Source organism: Jannaschia marina (genome assembly GCF_013404595.1).
GTDB lineage: Bacteria > Pseudomonadota > Alphaproteobacteria > Rhodobacterales > Rhodobacteraceae > Jannaschia > Jannaschia marina.
Window position 1 is genome coordinate 357192 of record NZ_JABVAX010000002.1, and the last position, 16084, is coordinate 373275.

The window sequence follows — 16084 nt, forward strand, 5'->3', positions numbered from 1 at the left end:
GCTTGAGGTAAGCAGCGCATGACCGGCCGGTGGATGCCCTACGGTCTCCATACATCGTCGTCTACTTCGCGCGAAGGAGTGCCATGTCTCCGGTCCGTCGTCCGTTTGCCCTGCTGCTCGAAGCCGGCCTCGCCCGTCAGGAGCGACGCCTGAAATGGCTCGCCCTGGTGCTGGGGGTCGCCAGCACAATCGCCATCGTGCAGGATCTCGATCCCTGGCCGATGGTCTTCGGTCTGCCGTTCTGCCTGATCTGGATCGGCTGTGCCTGGCTCCACGGGGAGCGGCAGTTGAAATGGATCAACCTTCTCTTCACCGCGCTCTACATCTACGGCCTCCTGCGATGGGGATTCGCGGACCTCCCCTAATCGAAGGTGCCGGCGACCCGGGCGCAGAGCATGAAGGCGCGGGCCGTGCGGGTGTTGGCGAAGGCCGTGATCTCGCCGTCGGTGGCACGGGGAGCGAAGTCGGCGAAGACCCGGTCGAAGGTGCGCAGGAAGTGATGGGCCGCGTCGCGGAAGACCGTGTCCTCCTTCATGCGGGCGGCCGTCAGCGCAAGCGACGAGCGGTCGCGGATGCCGCCGAGCGCGGCGACGTCCGATCCGTGGTTGCCCTCGGCGAAAGCCCGCCAGAGCACGGCATCGGCACGGTGGACGGTAAGGTCGTCCATGTAGATGCCGTCCTGCGCGAGGAGCGTCAGGATGTCCTGCGAGGCGGTGACGAGCTGGCCCGTGCCGTGATGTTCGAGCGCACGGCGGAGCACGCGGAAGCCCTCGGCATCGCGGTCGGTCTCGGGGAAGTTGAGCGCGCGGATGAAATCCTCGGGCGGAAGCGGCTCGGCCTCCGGTTCGGTCTCGAGCGCGAGCGCGCCCTGCGCGACGGGGCGTCCGGCGGGCGGATCGGGCCGGACGGGCGCGGTGAGAACGGCGGCCTTCGGGTTCTGGAGCGCGGCGAGTTCGGCCCCGAGGACGGCCTGGGCCTGATTCATCTCCTCGATCCGGGCGTCGAGCGCACCCCGCAGCTCTTCGGCGGCGCGCGTCTGGCTGGCGTCGTAGCTCTCGCGCATCGTCTCCATGGCGGCGCGCAGCCGGGCGCTCTCCTCGCGCATGGTCTGTGCGGTGCGCGCGGTGGAGGTGGCGACCCAGATCAGAGCGACGGGCAGGGCGACGCCGAGAAGCGTCGTCATGAAGCGCAGCGGGTCGCCCCGCGTCAGCCGCGCCGCGTCTTCGGGCAGCGTCAGGAAGAACCAGCCGACGAGGCCGAGCCAGAGGAGCGTAAAGACGAGCGCGGCGATTTCCACCGGCGTCAGACCCCGCGCGGTTTGCTGCGAGGCTCTGCGGCGCGGCACCCTGAGATGCAGACGCGCGCGCGCCGGGGCCGGCGTGTCTGTGGGCGCGTCAGGCGCGCGGGGAGGGGCGGCTCGGGCCACGGCTCACTTGTATTCGACCTTGGCGACCTCGTAGTCGCGCGTCCCGCCCGGCGTGCGCACCTCGACCGAGTCGCCCTCCTCCTTGCCGATGAGGGCGCGGGCGAGCGGCGACTTGATGTTGAGCAGGCCGTTCTCGATGTCGGCCTCGGCCTCGCCCACGATCTGGTAGGTCTTCTCCTCCTCGGTGTCCTCGTCGATCAGGCTGACGGTCGCCCCGAACTTGATGGAACCGGACATCTTCGAGGGGTCGATGACCTCGGCAAGCGAGATGAGCCCCTCCACCTCCTTGATGCGGCCCTCGATGAAGGACTGCTTCTCGCGCGCGGAGTGGTACTCGGCGTTCTCCGACAGGTCGCCGTGCTCCCGCGCCTCGGCGATGGCACGGATGATCGCGGGCCGTTCCTCGGACTTGAGATGTTTCAACTCGGTCTGCAGCGCCGCGTGGCCGCGCGGCGTCATCGGGAATTTTTCCATCGGTCTCTCGTCGGATAGCTGTGTCTTGGTGCCGGGGCCGTGGCCGACCCGCTGGTTTCAGGCAACTCTATCAGCGACGCCTGCGGGCGCAACGAAAACGCGTCAGGTCAGGCCGAGGACAAGCCCGATCGCGCCGCTGCCGCCGGTCGCATAGCCCGCGTCGATCAGCATAAGGCCCCGCGGACGGGCGGCGAAACCGTAGCAGGTGACGAGCCATGGCGCGGCGACGAATGCCCCGAGACCGAGCCCCCAGAGAAGGCCCGCGCCGGCGCTGTCGATGCCCGCCGCGGCGAAAAGCTGGTTCATCATCACTGCGGTCACGAGCGCGGCGACGAGGCCCGAGACATAGGGCACCGGGTCGGAACGGTTGGCGGGCGCGTCGCCTTCGAGCGGAACGCCCGAGAGGCGCATCCAGGGCTTTGCGAGCGCCGTGTACCAGATTGCCCCGAAGGCGAATCCGGCGAGCGCGGCAAGGACGAGGAAGAGGATGGACATGGCGGCCCCCTGACGTGGTCTTCGCCCCGATCATGGGCGCAGGAGGTGCGTCGATCAAGCCGCGACGGGCACCTCGCCGGCCACCATGCCACGGTGGAGCACCCGGTCGCCCACGACCGCCGAGTGATCGGCCTTATGGAGCGTGCAGCGGTTGTCCCAGATCACGATGTCCCCTTCGGACCAGCGGTGGCGCCACTCGTGCGCGGGGTCGGTGGAATGGGCGTAGAGCGCCTCGATGAGCGCGGCCTGACGGGTGCCATCGGCCAGTTCGAGGTCGACGCAGCGCTCCGGTGTCGACAGGAAGAGCGCCGTTCGGCCCGAGACGGGATGGCGGCGGAAGAGCGGATGCCAGGTCTCGGTCGGGTCGGGGACACCGGTCGCCTTGTGCAGGACCTGCGCGCCGCGCAGCCGCAGCTTCAGATCCGGCGACAGGCGATCGAAGGCGTCGAACTGGTTGGTGAAGACGGTCTCGCCGCCCGCGTCGGGGATCCGCTCCGCCTTGAGCGCGGTGAAGGCGGGCGGCGCGCTGACGTAGCTCGTATCGGTGTGGAAGACGCTCCGCGGCGGGCGCATCCGGCCGACGTTGGTGACGAAATTGAGCTTCGGCTGCCCCTCCAGCGGCGTCTCGCCCTCGGTGAACGCGAGCGGCCCGAGGGCTTCGAGGAAGGCGACGAAGCTGTCGTCGTCCACACCCGCACCCTCGATCACGACGACACCGCCCTCGCCCAGGGCCGTGCGCACGGCCTCGGGGTCGAGCGCGCCGCGCGCCGCCTGCCAGGTCATTGCGCGGCCACCGGTGCCCCGGGGAGGGCGTCGAGCAGGCTGTCGCCGACCCTCGGCAAGTCGCCGAAGTCGTGACCGGCGGTGTTGGCATTGGGCCAGACGAGACAGGGGATCCCGGCGGCATTGGCCGCGCGGGCTCCGTCGACGTTGTCCTCGACCGCGACGCAGGCGGTGCGCGAGACGTCCAGCCGCTCGCAGGCGAGATGATAGACTTCGGGAGCGGGCTTGCCCTCGGTCACGTCGTCGCGGCTCGTGATGAGATCGAACTCGGCCGGAGGAATGTCGAGCGCGGCAAGGAGGGCGTCGACATTATCCCGGCCGGTCGTGGTGACGAAGCCAAGCCTCGCCCCTTTGCCGCGGGCGAGGTCCATCGCCGCCCGCACGCCGGGCCGAAGCGTCGCGCGGCCCTGTGCAAGCATTTCCTGGAAGAGCGCGGACTTGGTGGCGTGCACGGCGGCGGCGTCGATCTCGACACCCGCCTCGGTCGCCTGCACCGCGATACGGGCGGTGCCGCCCGAGGCGGTCAGCATCTCGCGGTAGGCGTCCCGGTCCCAGGACCAGTCGAGGCCGTGCCGCTCGAAGGCCGTATTGAAGGCCTCGCGTTGCAACTCGGAGGTGTCGGAGAGCACACCGATGGAGCCCAGAAGAAGTGCTTGCATGATCGATCTCGCTTTGCAGGTTGCGCCTCGGGCGGCGCGGGTGAGCGTCGTTCGACCTGAAAGCTAGGGCGGGACCGCGCGGGTCAAGCCGGGCGTCAGAAGGTGCGGCGGATCCCGACTTCGGCACTGCCGGAAATGGTCAGGCCCGGCCCGGACGTCTGCTCGGCCGCGGCCTCCGACGGTGGTACAGGTTCCCCGTCGACGCCGCAGGCGGCGAGCAGGGCGGTCAGGACGAGGGCGGTCAGGGCGCGGGTCATGCGAGGATCTCCTTCCAGCGGGCGGCCTGCGCGCGGACGTTTTCGGGGGCGGTGCCGCCATAGGACGTGCGCGAGGCAACAGAATTATGCACGCCCAGCACCTCGAAAACACCCTCCGTGATGTCGCCATGCACCGACTGCATCTGTTCGAGCGTGAGATCGGGCAGGTCGTGGCCCGCATCCTCGGCCATCTTCACGAGCGCGCCGGTGACGTGATGCGCCTCCCGGAAGGGCAGCCCGGCCTCGCGCACCAGCCAGTCCGCAAGGTCGGTCGCGGTGGAGAAACCGGAGGAGGCCGCCGCTTCGAGGTTGTCCTTCTGCCCGGCCATGTCGCCGACCATCCCCGTCATCGCGGCGAGCGCCAGCATCAGCGAATCGGCGGCGTCGAAGACCTGTTCCTTGTCCTCCTGCATGTCCTTGGAATAAGTCAGCGGCAGTCCCTTCATCACCATCAGAAGCGCCGTCTGTGCCCCGAAGATGCGCCCGATCTTGGCCCGCAGCAGCTCGGCAGCGTCGGGGTTACGCTTCTGCGGCATGATCGAGGAGCCGGTGGACCAGCGATCCGAGAGGCGCACGAAGCGGAACTGCGCCGAAGACCAGATGACCAGCTCTTCGGCCAGACGCGAGAGGTGCATCGCGCAGATCGAGGCGGCGGAGAGGAATTCCAGCGCGAAATCCCTGTCGGAGACCGCGTCGAGAGAGTTGGCCGCGGGCCGGTCGAAGCCGAGCGCCGTGGCCGTCATGTCCCGGTCGATGGGGAATCCCGTGCCGGCGAGCGCCGCGGTGCCAAGAGGACATTCGTTCATGCGCTTGCGGGCGTCCTCGAAGCGCGAGAGATCGCGGGCGAACATCTCGACGTAGGCCAGCATGTGATGGCCCCAGGTGACGGGCTGCGCCGTCTGCAGGTGGGTGAAGCCGGGCATAACCCAATCGGCCCCCGTCTCGGCCTGCGCGACGAGGGCGGACATCAGCCGGGGCAGCGCGTCGATGGCGGCGTCGGCCTGATCGCGGACCCACATGCGGAAATCGAGCGCGACCTGATCGTTGCGCGACCGCGCCGTGTGCAGCCGGCCGGCGGCGGGGCCCACGATCTCGGTCAGGCGCGCCTCGACGTTCATGTGGATGTCCTCGAGCGCGGTCGAAAAGGCGAACGTCCCCGCCTCGATCTCTGACAAGACCGTGAGAAGCCCTTCCCGGATCGCCTCGGCGTCTTTATCCGAGACGATACCCTGCGCGGCCAGCATCGCGGCGTGGGCCCGGCTGCCCTCGATGTCCTGACGGGCCATGCGACGGTCGAATCCGATCGAGGCGTTGATCGCCTCCATGATCGCATCCGGGCCCTCGGCGAAACGGCCGCCCCACATCTTGTTCGAGCTTTTGTCGGACGTCGCCATGGAGTGCCTCGTGCTGCGTAGAATTCTCGTGCCGCTATACGGCCTGACCCTCGCCCTCGCCACCCCCGCCGGGGCCGAGGTCGACGCGGGCCTTTTCACGGGTGACATGGCGAAGATGGAGGCGTTGGAGCCCCATGCGCCGGCAATCACCACCTTCCTCGACCCCGAGGGCGAGGTCGCCGACCTGTCGATGTATCGCGGCGAGGTCGTCGTGCTGAACTTCTGGGCGACGTGGTGCGCGCCCTGCCGGGAGGAGATGCCCTCGCTTCAGGCCTTGCAGGACGAGATGGGTGCGGGCGACCTGGAAGTCGTCACCATGGCCTTCGGACGGCACAACCCGATGGCGATGGAGAAATTCTGGGCCGATACCGGCGTGACCAGCCTGCCCCTGCACCTCGATCCCCGCTCCGAGATGGCGCGCGCCATGGGCGTTCGGGGCCTGCCGCATACGCTCGTGCTCGACCGCGAGGGCCGGGTCGTCGCGCAACTTATCGGCACTGCCGACTGGGCAGCCCCGGAAACCCTCGCGCTGATGGACGCCTATCTGGCCGAATGACGGGCTGACGCCAGTTCTTCTGCTCCGGCCCGCGCGCGCGGCCGGTGTGTATTTTTCGCCGGAGGACGCCGCGGGGTCTTGAATGCGGGCCTCGGCATGGTGACGTCCGGGCGGTTCCGGAGATCAGCCCGACCGGAGCCGTTGGCATCGGGCACGGGATGGACCGGATGGACCTTCTGTTTGTTGGCTTCGGCCTTGCCGCTCTGGTCGCGGGCGGCGGGGCGCTCGTATCGGGTGCGGTCGCATTGGCGCAGCGTTGGGGGCTGTCGCCCCTCGTGATCGGCGTCACGCTCGTCGGCATGGGAACGTCCCTGCCGGAGCTTCTGACCTCGTTGCGCGCGGCGACCGGCGGCGCACCGGGCCTGGCCATGGGCAACGTCGTCGGCTCCAACATCGCCAACATCCTGCTGATCCTCGGTATCGCCGCGCTCCTGCGGCCGGTCCCGGTCGCGTCGGCAACATGGTGGCGCGACGGGGTCTCGCTTCTGGTGCTAACCGTTGTCGCGGCGGTGGTCATCGCAGTGTCGGTCGGGCTTGGCCGGCCGGGCGCGATTGCGTTTCTCGTGGTGTTCGGGCTCTGGCTACTCTGGCAACTGCGGACTGGGCAGGTCGATGCAGCCGAGGCGGTCGAGGCGGTGGCCCCTCTGCGAGCCGCGCTCCTCCTTGCGTTGGGCTTTCTCGGCGTGCTTGCCGGGGCTGAGGCGCTGGTGCGCGGGGCGACTGGGCTCGCACGCGGATGGGGTGTATCCGAAGCGGTGATCGGCCTCACCATCGTCGCGGTCGGCACCTCCCTGCCGGAGCTTGCCACCTCCGCCGTCGCGGCCTGGAAGGGGCGCGGCGATGTCGCACTCGGCAATGTGCTCGGCTCCAACGTCTTCAACCTGCTGGCCATCCTCGGTGTCACCGGGTTGGTCGCCCCGATGGAGGTCGGGCCGCGCTTCGCGACGGTCGATCTACCGGTGATGGTCGGGGCGGTCGTCCTGTTTCTGCTGGTCAGCTGGCGTTCCACGATCGGCCGGCTGGGCGGGGCGACCCTGTTCGCGGCCTATGCCGCCTATCTTGCCTTGGGTCTCTGACGCGACATCAGCGATGCCGCACCGCGGCGCTTGCAGTCGCAGAAGACACAATGTAGCGGTTCGACAATCTGATCGCGCAACTTTATGTCTCTGGAGACCGCAATGAGCTTCCGCCTGCAACCCGCCCCTGTCGCCCGCCCGAACCGGTGCCAGCTCTTCGGACCCGGATCGAACACCAAGCTCTTCGAGAAGATGGCGGCCTCGGCGGCGGATGTGATCAACCTCGATCTGGAGGATTCGGTCGCGCCCTCCGACAAGGACGCGGCGCGGGCGAACGTCACCGAAGCCATCGGTGCGGTCGACTGGGGCACCAAGGTGCTCTCGGTGCGGATCAACGGGCTCGACACGCCCTATTGGTACCGCGACGTCGTCGACCTCATGGAACAGGCCGGCGACCGGCTCGACCAGATCATGATCCCGAAGGTCGGCTGCGCCGCCGACATCTATGCCGTCGACGCGCTGGTGAGCGCGATCGAGGCGGCGAAGGGGCGCGCGAAGAAGATCACCTTCGAGGTCATCATCGAGAGCGCGGCCGGCCTCGCCCACCTCGAGGAGATCGCGGCGGCCTCGCCCCGGCTCGTCGCCATGTCGCTCGGTGCGGCTGACTTCGCGGCGTCGATGGGGATGCAGACGACGGGGATCGGCGGCACGCAGGAGGACTACTACATGCTGACCGGCGCGGGCGAGCGGCACTGGTCCGACCCCTGGCACTGGGCGCAGGCTGCCATCGTCGCGGCCTGTCGGACCCATGGCGTTCTGCCGGTCGACGGGCCCTTCGGCGACTTCTCGGACGACGAGGGCTACCGGGCGCAGGCGCGGCGGTCGGCGGTGCTGGGCATGGTCGGCAAATGGGCGATCCACCCCAAGCAGATCGCGCTCGCCAACGAGGTCTTCACTCCCTCGGAGGAGAAGGTCGGCGAGGCGCGCGAGATCCTCGCCGCGATGGAGGAGGCCAAGGCGTCGGGTGCCGGGGCGACCGTCTACAAGGGGCGGCTCGTGGATATCGCCTCCATCAAGCAGGCCGAGGTGATCGTGCGTCAGGCGGAGATGATCGCGGGCAATTGAATCGTTTCGCAGGGCGCGGGTAACTCTCCGTTAGGATTTCCGCCACAGATTGTGCCGACAATCACGTGGAGGGCTGTCTCGTGCTGAATGTCCCGATGCTGATCGACCTCATGGGGTCGGTCGCCATTCTTGCGGTGCTGGCGGCCGCTTACGGCGCACTGCACCGGCTGATGCAGGACAGGCAACGCGCCGATCTGGTGCTCGGCGGGCTCTTCGGTCTCGTCGCCATGGTGCAGATGCACAGCCCGGTCACACTGATGGAGGGGCTGATCGTCGACATGCGCAACACCCCAGTCGTGCTGGCCGGGGCGTTTCTCGGCCTGCGCGGTCTGTTGCCCTGTCTGCTCATCGCGGCCCTCGTCCGGCTGCAGATCGGCGGTGTCGGGGCTCCGGCGGGTCTCCTGGCAATCGGCATTTCCGGGGCGATCGGCGTGGCCTGGCATGCCTATGCACCGCAGGTTCGGCGCAACTGGCAGATGTTGGCGTTCCTCGGGCTCGCCACCCCGATCAACCTGATCTCGGTCGTCTTGCTGCCCACCGATATCGCGATCTGGTTCCTTTCCACGGCGATGGTGCCGCTCGCCCTGCTTTACGTGGTCACGATCCCGCTGCTCGCGGGCCTGATGGAACGGGAGCGCTGGCAGATGCGGCAGGAGGCCGATCTGCGGCGTGACGTGAACTTCATGGAGGGCGACGGTCTTATGGGCCGGAAGGCACTCGACTGGGCGCTCCGCCAGGCTGCGAGCGCGGGGCCATTGGCCGAGGGGGCCTCCGTCGTGGCCATCCGTATCCGCTTCGCGGGTGCGCTCCAGCGGCTGTGGGGCGAGGGGGAGGATTATCGCGCGATGAAGACCTTCCGTGCGCGCCTCGAGGCGGTGATGCCGCCCGGTGGCGTGATCGGTCGGGGAGCGGAGGACCTCGTGCTGATGGTGGTGCCGCGCATGGATGCGGAAATGTCGCGCCTGCTGCTCACGCGGATCCGGCGCGATGTCTCGGGCGAGGCGATCGCGCTTCCCGGTTGCCGTCCGTTCCGTCTGGTCCTCGACCAGGATGTGACTCATTACGACGCCCTGCCCGCGCTGGGACGCATCGTCGGCGACGTCACGGTGTCCGACCGTCGGCGCGATGGCCTTGATCTGCCGGTTTCGGTCGGCGGAACCGAGCCAGCGGATGTCGACGTTGCCGCGCATGAAAGGACCGGTCCGATTCGTCTGGCGCGACAGCGGACCGTCCCGGAGGATCGGAGGCTTTCGTCGAACGCACTTTTCTCGACATTCGATCGGATGATCGCCGACCGCGCCGTCTAGTCGCCCCGGACCCGGCTCGATCCGTCCGACGTCGGCTTCGACGCGACGTGCGGTCAGGACGATGCCTTCCGTTCAATCCACGAAGACGTTCCGCCTTCTGCCCGTCGTACGAAGCCGCGCCGCACGGCGGATCCCGACCTGCGGTAGACCGTCACGCGGCGCGCTGCGCTTCAGCGGGGCCGCGTCAGTGTTCGGCGCAGGGCGGCGAGAGTTTCCTGTTGTCCCTCCGAGAGATCGGGGTCGCCGAGGGCCGTCAGCACGCCTTCCAGCTGGGGCCAGCTCGCGCCCTCATCGAGCCGGTAGAGCCGGCGGGCGGTGCGGTCGACCGCCTCGCTGCCGCCGCCGCATTGATCGACGAGCCACCGCGCGAGCGACAGAAGCTCCGACGCCTCCTCCTCGCTCATCCGCCAGGTCTTGCGCAGCGCGACGGTGAGGTGATCGAAGTCGTCCTGCCGCGGCGCACCATCGAGCGCGACGAAGCCGGCCCCGATCGTCGCGATCGCGAGCACCGGGTCGTCGATGCCCTGCACCGGATGGGCCTTGGTCTGCCGGCGGAAGGCGAAGCGCCGCGGCGCGTTGCGGGCGGTCTGGGCCACATCGCTCGCGACGTCGATGGCGTCGCCGGGATTACTTCGTGCCCAGAAGAAAAGGGCTCCGCCGATGGCGGCGAGGATTGCAATGACGACGGCCATGGAAACGCTCCGCTCAAATCACATGTCTCCAGGTTAGCCGTGCCCAGGGCCGACCGACAAGCGGCGGCACCTGTCGTTCGGCCGATGTTGCATCGTCGCACGGGTGCCGCCATATCGGGGCAAACGGCGGGGGACGCGACGCATGACGCAGTATCTGGATTTCGAGAAGCCGCTTTCGGAGATCGAAGGCAAGGCCGAGGAGCTGCGCGCGATGGCCCGGGCCGACGAGACGGTCGACGTGGAGCGCGAGGCCGCCCTGCTCGACGCGAAGGCGCGGGATCTGCTGACCAGTCTCTATGGCGGCCTGAGCCCGTGGCAGAAGGCGCAGGTCGCGCGTCACGCCGATCGGCCCCATTGCAAGGATTACATCGAGACGCTCTTCACCGACTGGACGCCGCTGGCCGGGGATCGCAACTTCGCCGACGACCATGCCGTCATGGGGGGTCTCGCCCGCCTCGAGGGGCGGGCGGTCGTGGTGATCGGCCACGAGAAGGGCCACGACACGCGCACACGCATCGAACGCAACTTCGGCATGGCTCGCCCCGAAGGCTACCGCAAGGCGATCCGACTGATGGAGATGGCCGACCGTTTCGGCCTGCCCGTCGTCTCGCTGATCGACACGCCCGGGGCCTATCCGGGCAAGGGCGCGGAGGAGCGAGGCCAGTCCGAGGCGATCGCGCGGTCGACGCAGGCCTGCCTGCGCCTCGGCGTGCCACTCGTCAGCGTCATCATCGGCGAGGGCGGTTCTGGCGGTGCGGTGGCCTTCGCCACGGCCAACCGCGTGGCGATGCTGGAGCACTCGATCTACTCCGTCATCTCGCCCGAAGGCTGCGCCTCGATCCTCTGGAAAGATGCCGAGAAGATGCGCGAGGCGGCCGAGGCCCTGCGGCTGACGGCGCAGGATCTGCTGAAGCTCTCGGTGATCGACCGGGTCGTGCCGGAGCCGCTCGGCGGGGCCCATCGCAATCGTGCGGAAACGGTCCGCGCCGTCGGCGAGGCGATCGAGGGGATGCTGGCGGAGTTCGACGGCCGCCCCGCGGAGGACATTCGCGCGGCCCGCCGCACCAAGTTCCTCGGCATGGGATCAACGGGTCTCGTCGCCTGATCCACCGGGGGCCGGCCACTCGGTCCGCTGCGGCAACGCGGCGTACTCCCGCGTCCGGATCGTCCTGACCCCGAAATAGCGTTGGGTATCCGAGAGGGATTGGGCCAGTGCCGGATCACGCGTCTCGTTGCGGAAGAAGGCCGCCTCCAGCCAGTCCTCGGTGACGATTTCCAGCGTGGCGCGGGCCGCGCGGGCCGAAAGGGTCGCGGTGATCGCCTCCGTCGCCTCGAGGTAGGGACGCGGGGCGTCGAGTCCGCCGCGGTCGAGGGCGCAATAGCTTGGCGCGCCCGGGCCGGCATTGTCGATGCCGAGTTCAAGGGCCCGGTCGGCGGCCGCCGTCCCGAGCGTGGCAAGCCAGTGCAATGTCGCACGCGGGTCGATCAGGGCGGAATGGGCGAACTGAAGGATGTCGTCGTCGATGGCGTCGGCGTCGAGCGCGCCGGTACCGGACAGTGGAACGGGCTGAAGATCGTGGCGAAAGCGGTCGATCAGAAGCCGTCCGGCCAACTGGCGCAGCGCGTCCTGCATCGGCGCCGGCCAGAACCAGCGGCCGGACAGTGTCATGGTTTCGTGGATATCGGGAAAATGCGGAAAGCCCTCGAAGGGCACGCCGTAGAAGAACCGGCGGAGGGCATGCGGCGTGAAGAGCTGGATCGTCTCGATGCCACCCGAGCATTCGGGGTGCTCGAAGCAGATCTGGGCATAGTCCCGCGGGGCCGGCTCCTCTCCGGACTCGGCGACGCGCGCGGCGGTGACGAGCCGCGCGGCCATGTCGTCGCCGTAGCATTGGCTGCAGACATGACTTGGCCCCGCACAGGCCGACACGGCGGCGCGCAGCGCGTCGAAACACGTCTCGACGTCGGGCGGATCGGTCGGGCGCGGATGGAGCCAAGCGAGGGTCACCGGCGATACACACCTTCGGGCAGGTTGAGCGCCGTCGCCAGGTCGCGCAGCTGCCCCATGGTCAGCGTCACGCTGACGGGTGTGCCATCGCGCGGGTCGGGTTGCGTCAGGGTCACGCAATCCTCGAAGGCGGCGACGACCACGTCTTCGGCCGGGGGGCGATCGGCCTCCCCTTCGTCGACGAGGGTGATGACCGTGGCGTCGAAATCGTGTTCGATCGAGAACATCGGGCGAGTCTCCGCAAGAGGCGGACCGGGGCGCTGACAACCCGGACCAGTGAGCTATAGTTCGACCAGAGTATAGAAGGATCAGGGGATTTCCATGCGATTGACCTTTCCCGCGCTGGCCTTGGCGGCGCTCGTGTCGGCCTGCGTTGCCGTCGAATCCACGCAAACCTCCACTCCGGCGCGCGGCTCCACGGAGGCTCCGTCACGGGTCTCCGGCTCGACCGCGCAGGCCAACTTCCGTACCGCCGTGAACCGGGTCGAGCCGGTCGCGGAGCGGATCTGCCGGCAGCGGGCGCCGAATGTGAACTGCGATTTCAAGATCCAGGTCGACCCCAACCGCAATGCGCCGCCGAATGCCTTCCAGTCGCTCGACCGGTCCGGCCGCCCGATCCTGACCTTCACGCAGGCGCTGATCGCGGATGCGCGCAACGCCGACGAGATCGCCTTCGTCATCGGCCACGAGAGCGCGCATCATATCGAGCAGCATATCGCGCGGCAGCGGCAGGCGGCGACGACCGGTGCGCTGGTCGGGGGGCTGATCGCGAGCGTGGCGGGCGCGAACCAGTCCACCGCGCAGGAAATCAGCCGTATTTCGGCGGGCGTAGGCGCGCGCCGCTTCTCCAAGGATCACGAGCTGGAAGCCGACGCGCTCGGCACGATCATCACGGCGCGCGCGGGGTATGACCCGGTGCGCGGCGCGGCCTTCTTCACGCGGATCCCGGACCCGGGCGACCGCTTCCTCGGAACGCATCCGCCCAACGCAGCGCGGATCGACATCGTGCGGCGCACGGCGGCGGGCCTTTGACGCGGTTGTGACTGGCCGCGGGCGGCGGGGTTTGGCAGGCATCGGGGCATGAAGGTCGTTCTCTGTTTCGCCGTTTTTGTTCTTGCCTTTACCGTCCCGGCGGCTGCCTGCACCGGCACCGAGGAGTGCACCTTGTGGGATCGCGGCTATCACGTTCGCGAACCGGCCGGATGGGACGGGGTAAGCCCCCTGCCGGTCATGCTGCATTTTCACGGCTGGGGCCGGCAGGGGCAGGTCCCCGTTCAGAGCCCGCGGACGGGTGGTGCGGCGGATACGGCCGGTGTGCTCTTCGTGGCCCCCGACGGGCTGGGGCGGACGTGGGACTTCCGGCGGGCGGGCTCCAGCGACACGCCCTTCGCGCAGGCGGTGCTTGCCGATGTCGCCAGGCGGTATCCGATCGAGGGCCAGCCGCTCATCGTGTCGGGATACAGCTGGGGCGCGCTCATGGCGGCGCGTTTCGCCTGCGATGGCGGGGCGGAGATCGACGCCCTTCTCCTGATCGCGGGTGCGTTCCAGCCTGGCATCGACTGCGTCGGCCGGCCCGCGCGCGTGAGCCATGTCCACGGCACGACCGATACGGTCCTCGACTTCCCGTACGGACCGGACGGCGACCCGACGCAGGCGGTGGCGATCTGGAAGGCGCAGCTCGGCTGCGGAGCGCAGGCGCGTCGGTTCGAATGGGAAGGCGTGGCCTGGCTCACGCAGGACAGGCGGGAGTGGGATTGCGAGGCCGGGCTGCTGACCATGGACATCCATTCGGCCAGCCATCTCATTCCGCGCAACTGGGTGGCGCGGCACCTCGATGAGATTCTGGACACCCCGGGCTGAGTCGTTTGCGCTGGATCAAGGCGGAGGACCGGCCCGTCCGATAGGCTTGGACGCATCGGAAACGGAGGTTCATCATGCCTGACTGTCTTCGCCCGCTCGGCGACGTCCGCCGTCATCTCAACCTCATGCGCGGCATGGCCGCCGCGACCGGGACCGACACCGAGGCGGCCTTTGCCGAGGGTCGACTGAGCCATGCCGACTGGTGCGAGATGCTCACCCGCTGTCGCGGCTGCCCCTCGGCCGAAAGCTGCAAGTCCTGGCTCGCCGCGCCGCTGCCCTGGCCGCAACCCATTCCGGCGGCCTGCCCGAACCACGATGCGTTCTCCGCCCTGCAGATGGGACAGGTGACGCGCTAGTCTTCCGGGGCGCGCTCCCGGGCGGCCAGATCCTCGTAGTCGCCGGCGCGGGCCAACCTGATCTCGCGATAGAGCTTCAGCGTTGGTTTCGCGGCGAAGAAGAACGACCCCGCGACGAAGAACCAGATCGCGACGGTCTCGAGGCTCTTCCAGAAGAACAGGATGGAGCCGATGAGGAAGAGAAGCGCGGCGGCGAAGTCGACCGCCGTGCGCATCAGTTCGAAGAGCGCGTAGGTCCGCTTGCTGGCCTCGCTGCGCTGCCGGTTCTTCGTGCCGGAAGAGGCTCATGCGACCGGCCGGCCCCAGAGGTCGTATTCGGAGGCTTCGTCCACCTCGACCGTCAGGATGTCGCCGGGGGCGAGGCCCTCGAAGCCCTCGTCGATGAAGAGGTTGCCGTCGATCTCGGGCGCGTCGGCTTTTGTCCGGCAGGTCGCGCCTTCCGCGTCGACCGCGTCGACGATCGCCTCAACCCGGCTCCCGACCTTGGCTTCGAGCTTCGCCGCCGAAATGGCCTGCGCCTTTTCCATGAAGCACTCGAACCGATCCTGCTTGACATCGTCCGGCACATGGTTGGGCAGGGCGTTCGACCGCGCGCCCGCCACGTTCTCGTACTGGAAGGCCCCCACGCGGTCGAGTTGTGCCTCGTCGAGCCAGTCGAGGAGCGTCTGGAACTCGGCCTCGGTCTCCCCAGGGTAACCGACGATGAAGGTCGACCGCAGGGTGATGTCGGGGCAGATGCCGCGCCATTCCGCGATCCGGTCGAGCGTCTTCTCGGCATGGGCAGGCCGGGCCATGCGGCGCAGCGTGTCGGGATGGGCGTGTTGGAACGGTACGTCGAGATAGGGCAGGATCGTGCCCTCGGCCATCAGCGGCACGAGGTCGCGCACGAAGGGGTAGGGGTAGACGTAATGCAGCCGGACCCAAGCCCCGAGCGACCCCAGATCGCGGGCGAGGTTCACGATGTGGCTGCCCGCCCCCGCACGGTCCTTCCAGTCGGTGCCATAGGCGGAGGTATCCTGGCTGATGACCAGAAGCTCCTTCACGCCCGCCTCGACCAGCTTTTCGGCCTCGCGCAGCACGGCCTTCGCGGGGCGCGAGGCCAGACGCCCGCGCATGTCGGGGATGATGCAGAACCTGCACTTGTGATTGCAGCCCTCGGAGATCTTCAGATAGCTGAAGTGCCGCGGCGTGAGGCTCACGCCCGAGGCGGGCAGCAGGTCGATGAAGGGATCGGGCGCGGGCGGAACGACGCCGTGGACGGCATCGAGCACCTGCTCGTATTGCTGCGGTCCGGTGACGGCCATGACCTTCGGGTGCGCGCCGGTGATGTACTCGGGCTCCGCGCCGAGGCATCCGGTGACGATGACCTTGCCGTTCTCCCGCAGCGCCTCGCCGATCGCGTCGAGGCTCTCGGCCTTGGCTGAGTCGAGGAAGCCGCAGGTGTTCACGATCACTGCCTCGGCCCCCGCGTAGTCGGGGCTGATGGCATACCCTTCGGCCCGCAGGCGCGTCAGGATGCGCTCGCTGTCGACGAGGGCCTTCGGACAGCCGAGGGAGACCATCCCGATCCGCGGCTGACCGGGGCGGTCGTCGCCCGGCAGCGTGGCACGGGGGGCGAGGTCGGGGCGCAGGTTCGGCGGGTTCTGGGACATGGGCGCCACATAAGCCGCATGATG

The 16084-nt window shown here is 68.7% G+C and carries 21 protein-coding genes; 9 read left to right on the plus strand and 12 right to left on the minus strand.

All coding sequences use genetic code 11. From position 1 onward, the window contains the following. Positions 1–83: 83 nt before the first annotated feature. Positions 84–365, plus strand: a complete 282-nt coding sequence (locus HSX43_RS05580) for a peptidase (protein ID WP_179379100.1) — start codon at positions 84–86, stop codon at positions 363–365. Here the strand turns inward: HSX43_RS05580 and HSX43_RS05585 are convergent. From HSX43_RS05585 to argH, 7 genes are all read right to left on the minus strand, one after another. Beyond that, entirely contained in the window at positions 362–1345 is a 984-nt protein-coding gene (locus tag HSX43_RS05585; protein WP_328795074.1) for a hypothetical protein, read from the minus strand. The genes HSX43_RS05580 and HSX43_RS05585 overlap by 4 nt on opposite strands. Positions 1346–1429: 84 nt before the next feature. Then, entirely contained in the window at positions 1430–1900 is a 471-nt protein-coding gene (gene greA, locus HSX43_RS05590) for a transcription elongation factor GreA (RefSeq protein WP_179379101.1), read from the minus strand. A 102-nt stretch (positions 1901–2002) separates the two neighbouring features. Next, positions 2003–2395, minus strand: a complete 393-nt coding sequence (locus HSX43_RS05595) for a DUF1761 domain-containing protein (RefSeq protein WP_179379102.1) — start codon at positions 2393–2395, stop codon at positions 2003–2005. A gap of 54 nt (positions 2396–2449) precedes the next feature. Continuing rightward, complete coding sequence (locus HSX43_RS05600) at positions 2450–3178, minus strand: TauD/TfdA dioxygenase family protein (protein WP_179379103.1); 729 nt, start codon at positions 3176–3178, stop codon at positions 2450–2452. Then, entirely contained in the window at positions 3175–3837 is a 663-nt protein-coding gene (locus tag HSX43_RS05605) for an HAD-IA family hydrolase (protein WP_208454489.1), read from the minus strand. The genes HSX43_RS05600 and HSX43_RS05605 overlap by 4 nt, the downstream gene beginning before the upstream one ends. Positions 3838–3932: 95 nt before the next feature. Then, positions 3933–4094, minus strand: coding sequence for an argininosuccinate lyase (locus HSX43_RS05610; RefSeq protein ID WP_179379104.1), 162 nt, complete (start codon positions 4092–4094; stop codon positions 3933–3935). Then, positions 4091–5488 (minus strand): argininosuccinate lyase, encoded by a 1398-nt coding sequence (gene argH / locus HSX43_RS05615; protein WP_179379105.1) that lies wholly within the window; start codon positions 5486–5488, stop codon positions 4091–4093. The genes HSX43_RS05610 and argH overlap by 4 nt, the downstream gene beginning before the upstream one ends. Positions 5489–5498: 10 nt before the next feature. Between argH and HSX43_RS05620 the strand changes: the two genes are divergently transcribed. The 4 genes from HSX43_RS05620 to HSX43_RS05635 all read left to right on the plus strand — a co-directional run bounded on the left by HSX43_RS05620 (position 5499) and on the right by HSX43_RS05635 (position 9492). Further along, a complete protein-coding gene (locus tag HSX43_RS05620) occupies positions 5499–6044 on the plus strand; it encodes a TlpA family protein disulfide reductase (RefSeq protein ID WP_328795077.1) in 546 nt (181 codons plus the stop codon). Between the two features lie 167 nt (positions 6045–6211). Next, complete coding sequence (locus tag HSX43_RS05625; protein ID WP_179379107.1) at positions 6212–7120, plus strand: calcium/sodium antiporter; 909 nt, start codon at positions 6212–6214, stop codon at positions 7118–7120. A gap of 102 nt (positions 7121–7222) precedes the next feature. Continuing rightward, a complete protein-coding gene (locus tag HSX43_RS05630; RefSeq protein WP_179379108.1) occupies positions 7223–8185 on the plus strand; it encodes an L-malyl-CoA/beta-methylmalyl-CoA lyase in 963 nt (320 codons plus the stop codon). A 65-nt stretch (positions 8186–8250) separates the two neighbouring features. Further along, positions 8251–9492, plus strand: a complete 1242-nt coding sequence (locus HSX43_RS05635) for a LytS/YhcK type 5TM receptor domain-containing protein (protein ID WP_179379109.1) — start codon at positions 8251–8253, stop codon at positions 9490–9492. A 170-nt stretch (positions 9493–9662) separates the two neighbouring features. Here HSX43_RS05635 and HSX43_RS05640 read toward each other — a convergent pair whose 3' ends face one another. Further along, positions 9663–10184 carry a hypothetical protein gene (locus HSX43_RS05640; protein ID WP_179379110.1) on the minus strand — a complete coding sequence of 174 codons (522 nt, stop codon included), beginning with the start codon at positions 10182–10184 and terminating at the stop codon, positions 9663–9665. A gap of 142 nt (positions 10185–10326) precedes the next feature. On the opposite strand from HSX43_RS05640, the gene HSX43_RS05645 reads away from it, so the two are divergent. Next, positions 10327–11289 carry an acetyl-CoA carboxylase carboxyltransferase subunit alpha gene (locus HSX43_RS05645; protein WP_179379111.1) on the plus strand — a complete coding sequence of 321 codons (963 nt, stop codon included), beginning with the start codon at positions 10327–10329 and terminating at the stop codon, positions 11287–11289. Here HSX43_RS05645 and HSX43_RS05650 read toward each other — a convergent pair. Next, on the minus strand, positions 11269–12192 hold the full coding sequence (locus tag HSX43_RS05650; RefSeq protein WP_179379112.1) for a hypothetical protein: 924 nt from the start codon (positions 12190–12192) through the stop codon (positions 11269–11271). The two genes, HSX43_RS05645 and HSX43_RS05650, sit on opposite strands and share 21 nt — an antisense overlap. Continuing rightward, positions 12189–12419 (minus strand): hypothetical protein, encoded by a 231-nt coding sequence (locus HSX43_RS05655; RefSeq protein WP_179379113.1) that lies wholly within the window; start codon positions 12417–12419, stop codon positions 12189–12191. Before HSX43_RS05655 ends, HSX43_RS05650 begins: the two co-directional genes overlap by 4 nt. Positions 12420–12513: 94 nt before the next feature. On the opposite strand from HSX43_RS05655, the gene HSX43_RS05660 reads away from it, so the two are divergent. From HSX43_RS05660 to HSX43_RS05670, 3 genes are all read left to right on the plus strand, one after another. Further along, the gene (locus tag HSX43_RS05660) at positions 12514–13224 is read left to right on the plus strand and encodes a M48 family metallopeptidase (RefSeq protein WP_179379114.1); all 711 of its coding nucleotides are present in this window, start codon (positions 12514–12516) and stop codon (positions 13222–13224) included. A gap of 48 nt (positions 13225–13272) precedes the next feature. Continuing rightward, positions 13273–14052, plus strand: a complete 780-nt coding sequence (locus HSX43_RS05665) for an alpha/beta hydrolase family esterase (RefSeq protein ID WP_179379115.1) — start codon at positions 13273–13275, stop codon at positions 14050–14052. Positions 14053–14126: 74 nt separating this feature from the next. Further along, complete coding sequence (locus HSX43_RS05670; RefSeq protein WP_179379116.1) at positions 14127–14408, plus strand: DUF6455 family protein; 282 nt, start codon at positions 14127–14129, stop codon at positions 14406–14408. Here HSX43_RS05670 and HSX43_RS05675 read toward each other — a convergent pair. Next, positions 14405–14623, minus strand: a complete 219-nt coding sequence (locus HSX43_RS05675) for a YrhK family protein (protein ID WP_179379117.1) — start codon at positions 14621–14623, stop codon at positions 14405–14407. The two genes, HSX43_RS05670 and HSX43_RS05675, sit on opposite strands and share 4 nt — an antisense overlap. Positions 14624–14692: 69 nt before the next feature. Further along, positions 14693–16060, minus strand: a complete 1368-nt coding sequence (rimO, locus tag HSX43_RS05680) for a 30S ribosomal protein S12 methylthiotransferase RimO (protein ID WP_179379118.1) — start codon at positions 16058–16060, stop codon at positions 14693–14695. Positions 16061–16084: the final 24 nt, after the last annotated feature.

Coding starts and splice junctions, on each gene's coding strand:
- HSX43_RS05630 (WP_179379108.1), top strand. CDS start 7,223: ATGAGCTTCCGCCTGCAACCCGCCCCTGTCGCCCGCCCGAACCGGTGC.
- HSX43_RS05655 (WP_179379113.1), bottom strand. CDS start 12,419: ATGTTCTCGATCGAACACGATTTCGACGCCACGGTCATCACCCTCGTC.
- HSX43_RS05610 (WP_179379104.1), bottom strand. CDS start 4,094: ATGACCCGCGCCCTGACCGCCCTCGTCCTGACCGCCCTGCTCGCCGCC.
- HSX43_RS05625 (WP_179379107.1), top strand. CDS start 6,212: ATGGACCTTCTGTTTGTTGGCTTCGGCCTTGCCGCTCTGGTCGCGGGC.
- rimO (WP_179379118.1), bottom strand. CDS start 16,060: ATGTCCCAGAACCCGCCGAACCTGCGCCCCGACCTCGCCCCCCGTGCC.
- argH (WP_179379105.1), bottom strand. CDS start 5,488: ATGGCGACGTCCGACAAAAGCTCGAACAAGATGTGGGGCGGCCGTTTC.
- HSX43_RS05580 (WP_179379100.1), top strand. CDS start 84: ATGTCTCCGGTCCGTCGTCCGTTTGCCCTGCTGCTCGAAGCCGGCCTC.
- HSX43_RS05660 (WP_179379114.1), top strand. CDS start 12,514: ATGCGATTGACCTTTCCCGCGCTGGCCTTGGCGGCGCTCGTGTCGGCC.
- HSX43_RS05645 (WP_179379111.1), top strand. CDS start 10,327: ATGACGCAGTATCTGGATTTCGAGAAGCCGCTTTCGGAGATCGAAGGC.
- HSX43_RS05595 (WP_179379102.1), bottom strand. CDS start 2,395: ATGTCCATCCTCTTCCTCGTCCTTGCCGCGCTCGCCGGATTCGCCTTC.
- HSX43_RS05640 (WP_179379110.1), bottom strand. CDS start 10,184: ATGGCCGTCGTCATTGCAATCCTCGCCGCCATCGGCGGAGCCCTTTTC.
- HSX43_RS05605 (WP_208454489.1), bottom strand. CDS start 3,837: ATGCAAGCACTTCTTCTGGGCTCCATCGGTGTGCTCTCCGACACCTCC.
- HSX43_RS05600 (WP_179379103.1), bottom strand. CDS start 3,178: ATGACCTGGCAGGCGGCGCGCGGCGCGCTCGACCCCGAGGCCGTGCGC.
- HSX43_RS05670 (WP_179379116.1), top strand. CDS start 14,127: ATGCCTGACTGTCTTCGCCCGCTCGGCGACGTCCGCCGTCATCTCAAC.
- HSX43_RS05675 (WP_179379117.1), bottom strand. CDS start 14,623: ATGCGCACGGCGGTCGACTTCGCCGCCGCGCTTCTCTTCCTCATCGGC.
- greA (WP_179379101.1), bottom strand. CDS start 1,900: ATGGAAAAATTCCCGATGACGCCGCGCGGCCACGCGGCGCTGCAGACC.
- HSX43_RS05665 (WP_179379115.1), top strand. CDS start 13,273: ATGAAGGTCGTTCTCTGTTTCGCCGTTTTTGTTCTTGCCTTTACCGTC.